At 72.8% G+C, this 5,504-nt stretch carries 4 protein-coding genes; all 4 read right to left on the reverse strand.

Annotated features, from left to right (window positions below; all coding sequences use genetic code 11):
* Positions 1 to 243: 243 nt before the first annotated feature.
* Positions 244 to 1,767: an aldehyde dehydrogenase family protein gene (locus ALMP_RS29420; RefSeq protein WP_264933717.1), complete on the reverse strand. Its 1,524-nt coding sequence runs from the start codon at positions 1,765 to 1,767 to the stop codon at positions 244 to 246.
* 170 nt (positions 1,768 to 1,937) lie between these two features.
* Complete coding sequence (locus ALMP_RS29425) at positions 1,938 to 3,221, reverse strand: GAF domain-containing protein (protein WP_264933719.1); 1,284 nt, start codon at positions 3,219 to 3,221, stop codon at positions 1,938 to 1,940.
* 99 nt (positions 3,222 to 3,320) lie between these two features.
* On the reverse strand, positions 3,321 to 3,926 hold the full coding sequence (locus ALMP_RS29430; RefSeq protein WP_264933720.1) for an N-acetylmuramoyl-L-alanine amidase: 606 nt from the start codon (positions 3,924 to 3,926) through the stop codon (positions 3,321 to 3,323).
* Positions 3,927 to 4,254: 328 nt separating this feature from the next.
* The gene (locus tag ALMP_RS29435; protein ID WP_264933721.1) at positions 4,255 to 5,463 is read right to left on the reverse strand and encodes an ROK family transcriptional regulator; all 1,209 of its coding nucleotides are present in this window, start codon (positions 5,461 to 5,463) and stop codon (positions 4,255 to 4,257) included.
* Positions 5,464 to 5,504: the final 41 nt, after the last annotated feature.

The raw sequence follows: 5,504 nt of genomic DNA on the forward strand, positions 1-5,504 counted from the left end.
TCGAGAGCAGGCGAACCGTCTCATCGAGCAGTCCATGAACGAGTGGCAGCGCGTCAGTCAAGGTGACGTACCCGAGGGCTGGACCGGGATTTGGTCCGTGACTGGTCCGGACGCACTGGTCAGAAGAGGTGCAGGCGTGGGAGGAATTGCGAGTTAGCGCGCAAGCCGGGCTCGGTCGAGAGCGGGTTGAGCGAAGGGCGCCCGACGGGTGAAACCCCCAGGTCAGGCGCCCTTTTTCTACGCCTAGAAGAAGCCCAGCTTCTTCGGCGAGTACGAGACCAGGAGGTTCTTCGTCTGCTGGTAGTGCTCCAGCATCATCTTGTGCGTCTCACGGCCGATCCCCGACTGCTTGTAGCCGCCGAACGCCGCGTGGGCCGGGTAGGCGTGGTAGCAGTTCGTCCAGACGCGACCCGCCTGGATCGCCCGGCCGGCCCGGTACGCGGTGTTGATGTCCCGCGTCCACACGCCCGCCCCGAGGCCGTACGACGTGTCGTTGGCGATCTTGATGGCGTCGTCGAAGTCGTCGAACGAGGCCACCGAGACGACCGGGCCGAAGATCTCCTCCTGGAAGATCCGCATGCGGTTGTCGCCCTCGAAGATCGTCGGTTGGACGTAGTAGCCGCCCTTCAACTCGCCGTCGTATTCGGCGCGTTCGCCGCCGGTGAGGATCTTGGCGCCCTCCTGTCGGCCGATGTCGATGTAGGAGAGGATCTTCGCGAGCTGGTCGCCGGACGCCTGCGCGCCGATCATCGTGTCGGTGTCGAGGGGGTGCCCGGGCTTGATCAGCTCGGTGCGGGCGACGGCCGCCGCCAGGAAGTCGGGGTAGTTGCCGCTCTGGATGAGGCCGCGCGACGGGCAGGTGCACACCTCGCCCTGGTTCAGCGCGAACATCGTGAAGCCTTCCAGGGCCTTGTCGCGCAGGTCGTCGTCCTTCTCCCACACGTCGTCGAAGAAGATGTTCGGCGACTTGCCGCCGAGTTCCAGCGTGACCGGCTTCAGGTTCTCCGCGGCGTACCGCATGATCAGCCGGCCCGTCGACGTCTCACCGGTGAACGCGACCTTCGCCACCCGCGGGCTGGACGCGAGCGGCTTGCCCGCCTCCTCGCCGAAGCCGTTGACGATGTTCACCACGCCCGGCGGCAGCAGGTCGGCCACCAGGCTCATCCAGTAGTGCAGCGAGACGGGTGTCTGCTCGGCCGGCTTGATGACGACCGCGTTGCCCGCGGCGAGGGCCGGCGCGAGCTTCCACGTCGCCATCAGGATCGGGAAGTTCCACGGGATGATCTGGGCGACCACCCCGAGCGGCTCGTGGAAGTGGTACGCCACCGTGTCGTCGTCGAGTTCGCTGAGTGAGCCCTCCTGCCCGCGGACCGCGCCGGCGAAGTAGCGGAAGTGGTCGATCGCCAGGGGGATGTCCGCGGCGAGCGTCTCACGGACCGGCTTGCCGTTCTCCCAGCTCTCCGCGACGGCGAGGGGCTCCAGATACGCCTCCATGCGGTCGGCGATCTTCAGCAGGATGTCGGAGCGCTCGGTCGCCGACGTACGGCCCCAGCCCGGCGCGGCCGCGTGCGCCGCGTCCAGCGCCCGTTCCACGTCCTCCGCCGTGCCGCGCGCCACCTCGGTGAACGGCTTCCCGTTCACCGGAGACGGGTTCTCGAAGTACTGCCCGCGAGCCGGAGGCACGTACTCCCCGCCGATGAAGTGGTCGTAACGCGTCTGGTAGGAGACGATCGCGCCGTCGGTTCCGGGCGCCGCGTAACGGGTCATTCGGGCCAGCCTCCCTCAGCAACGCTGCCCGCCGTTGGGCAGCTCTGGGCGGGACGCTAGGACGCGACACGTTGCAGGTACGTTGCGTGCCGCGCGAGCACCTCCGCCGAGTCCTGGCCCGATCGTGCGGCTGTGTCCGGGCGAGGCCTGGCCTGGTCGTGCGGCTGTGTTCAGGCGAGGCCGGCCCGGTCGCGCGCCCACCCCGTCGGTGCCGCCAGCTCCGATTCCAGCGCGGCCAGCCGAGCCCGTACCGCGGCCGTCGGACGGGCCGCCGCGAGCGCCCGCCACACGCCGAGGTCGTCCTCACCCCACGGCGTGTGCGCCCAGTCCGCCAGCAGGTCGGGGTCACGGCCGGCGATCAGCGCGGCCCGCAGACCGTCGGCGAGTCGGTGCCGCAGCCGTACGACCGCCGGAGCCCGTGACGCCGGCAGCAGCGGCCCGGCGTACGCCGCCACGGCGGCCGTGACCGCCCCCGCCGCCAGCCGCCGTTCGACGACCGAGATGTCCGACTCGACGGGCACCGTCAGCCGGTAGGGGCGCGAGGCCAGCAGTCCGGGCCCGAGGACCCCACGCAGCCGGGCGAGTTCGGCCCGCAACGTCACCGGCGTCACCGACTCGTCCTCGTACAGCGCGCACAGCAGCTCGTCCCCGGTCAGGCCCTCCGGGTGCCCGGCCAGCAGCACCAGGATCTCGCTGTGCCGACGGCTGAGCCTGACCCTGCGGCCACCGACGCTCAGACCCGCCTCGTCCCTGCCCAGCACGCTCAGCTCCGGCGTGTCCGGCCCCGGCCGCGCGGGGGCGAGCAGCGCCAGATGGGATTCCGCGGCCCGCGCCACCGCCTGCACGAAGCCCAGGCTGTGCGGATGCGCGAGCCCGTCGCCGCCGGTGATGTCGACCGCGCCCAGCACCCGCCCGGTCCGCGGATCGTGCACCGGCGCCGCCGCGCACGTCCACGGCTGCACCCGCCGGATGAAGTGCTCGGCCGCGAACACCTGCACCGGCCGGTCGACGGCCACCGCCGTACCCGGCGCGTTGGTCCCGACCGCGCTCTCCGCCCACCGGGCACCCGGCACGAAGTTCATCAGCCCCGCCCTGCGCCGCGTCGCCGGGTGACCCTCGACCCACAGCAGCCTGCCGTGCGCGTCGCACACCGCGAGGAGGTGCTCGCCGTCCGCGGCGAACGTGCCCATCAGCTCACGGAACAACGGCATCACCCGCGCCAGCGGATGCTCCGCCCGGTAGGCACCGAGGTCGCCGTCCGTCAGCTCCACGCACGCGGTGCCGTCGGGCCCGACGCCGGCCCGGGCGGAACGCCGCCACGAGTCGGCCACCACCGCCCGCACCGGCCTCGGCACGGTGCCGGCCTCGGTGAACGTCTCGTGCGCCCGCCGCAGTACCCGTACACGCTCGGCAGGGTCGGCCCCCGGCTCCAGGGCCACCCAGGGATCGGTCAACTCGGCCTCCCGGAAGGCGATGCGGCTGGGGCTATCGTCACTCCGGGTGCGCGTGCCGACAACCTCTCGGACGCGGTCGCCGCAAAGGCGGGAATCCGCTCACCGCCGGGCGCCGTGCACCAGCCGCAGGTACCGGCTCCAGTCCCAGTTCGGGCCGGGATCGGTGTGGTCGGTGCCCGGCACCTCGTGGTGGCCGATGATGTGCGCCCGGTCCTTGGGAATGCCGTACCGGTCGCAGACCGAGGCCGTCAGCCGGGCGGACCGCTCGTAGAGGGCGTCGGTGAAGTAGGCCGGCCGGTCCACCCACCCTTCGTGTTCGATGCCGATGCTGCGGATGTTGTACTCCCAGTTCCCCGCGTGCCAGGCGATGTCGGCCTCGCGCACGCACTGCGCCACGTGCCCGTCGACGGAGCGCACCACGTAGTGCGCGGACACCCTCTTCTTCGGGTTCTGGAAGATGCCCAGGGTCTTGGCGTACGTGGTCTGGGTGACGTGGATGACGACACGGTCGACGGCGTGGGTCGCGGGGCGGTTCGCTGTCGTGCGGTTGGAGGGGGTCGCGGGCTCCCACTCGGCGAACGGATGGTCGCCGGTCCGCGCCTGCGCACCGGCCCGCGCGTCGGGGAGCAACGCGTACGGCACGACGGCGAGCGCGGCGCCCTTCAGGATCCGCCGCCGGTCGGGGAGGGGTCTTGCTCGGTCCAAGGGAAGCCGCCTTTCCGAGGGTGGAACACGCCCGGGTGGATCACGTTACGGTGCCCGAGCGTAGGGCGGAGGGGCACGGCCTGCTTCGGTGGACGAGCACCGGACTGTGGACAACTCCTCCACTCGAACGAGGAGTTCCGGCTCGGCAGGCCGATGCGACGGGGGCTGCGGTTCCGGCGTGTTGCGGCCCCCAGCCGGCAGCCCGCGGCTTCCATCAGCTGATTGACGGTTCGTCAGATCTTCGGGGGATCTGACGGAGCGTCGGGTGTCAGCGCATTCGACCGAGCGTCGGGCCAGCGAGCCGTCCGGGCCGCGCACCCGTACTCCCTCAGACTCGGCCCGCAACCGCCGCCGGATCGTCCAGCACGGCCCGCACCACGGAGTGCGCGGCCCCCAGCAGCGGGCCCTCGGGGCCCAGCGGCGAGACGGTCACCGGGCAGGGCGGGCCCGTGGTGCGCCGGGCCAGTTCCGCCTCGAGCGACGGCAGCAGCCAGGGTGCCAGGCCCGCGAGGGCACCGCCGAGCACCACGCTCTCCGGGTCCAGCAGATTGAGCGCTCCGGTCAGGGCGACCCCCAGGGCGGTGCCCGCGTCCCGCAGAGCCCGCCGTACGTCCTCGTCGCCGTCCGCGGCGCGCCCGGCGAGCAGTCCGACGCGGTCCTCGCCCGGTTCCAGCCCCGCCGCGCGCAGCACGGCCTCCTCGCCCGCGTACTGCTCCAGGCAGCCGCGGCCGCCGCACACGCACGCCGGTCCGTCGGGGCGGACCGGCACATGTCCCAGCTCGCCCGCGAAACCACGGGTGCCGCGCAACAGGCTGCCGTCCACCACCAGCGCGGCGCCGATGCCGATCTCGGCCGAGACGTGCAGGAAGTCCCGTGCGGCGTCCGCGCCGAGCCACAGCTCGGCCAGGCCACCGAAGTTCGCCTCGTTGTCCACGGTCAGCGGGAAGTCGCGGGGCAGCAGCGCGCCCAGGTCGACGTCGTGCCAGTCGAGGTTCGGGGCGCGGACGACGGTGTGGCCGTCACGGGCCACCAGCCCCGGCACGGCCACGGCGAGCCCGGCCGGCCACAGGCCCATGCCCTCGGCCTCGGCGACGACCTCGCGCACCAGCCGGGTCAGCTCGGCCACCACCGGCCCGGGGGAGCGGCCCCGGTTCGTGCCGTGCCGCTCGGCGCGCGCCCGTACCTCGCCGCGCAGGTCGACGGCGCAGACCGCGAGGTGGTCGACGCCGACCTCGGCGCCGATCCCGGCCGGGCCCCGTCCGCTGACGGCGAGCGCCGAGCCGGGCCGGCCCACCCGGCCCGGCCGCTCGGGGCCGAGTTCCTCGAGCAGACCGGTGCGTATGAGCTCGTCGACGAGGGTCGACACCGCCGCGCGGGTCAGGCCGATGCGTGAGGCGACCGCCGCCCGGGAGAGCGGCCCCTCGGCGCTGACGGCGTGCATCACCCGCGCCAGGTTGCGGCGGCGCATGCCCTGCTGTGTGTCGGGCAGCGCGCGCCCCGGGCCGGTCGGGCGGGCCTCGTGCGGCGGTGCGGTCATGCCTCCGTCGATTCGTCGATGCTCAGCGGGCGGCCGTTCTC

Origin of the sequence: Streptomyces sp. A012304 (assembly GCF_026008495.1) — a bacterium.
GTDB lineage: Bacteria > Actinomycetota > Actinomycetes > Streptomycetales > Streptomycetaceae > Streptomyces.

Excerpts from the sequence above, each read along its gene's own strand:
- ALMP_RS29420 (WP_264933717.1), bottom strand. The coding sequence starts at position 1,767 with ATGACCCGTTACGCGGCGCCCGGAACCGACGGCGCGATCGTCTCCTAC.
- ALMP_RS29435 (WP_264933721.1), bottom strand. The coding sequence starts at position 5,463 with ATGACCGCACCGCCGCACGAGGCCCGCCCGACCGGCCCGGGGCGCGCG.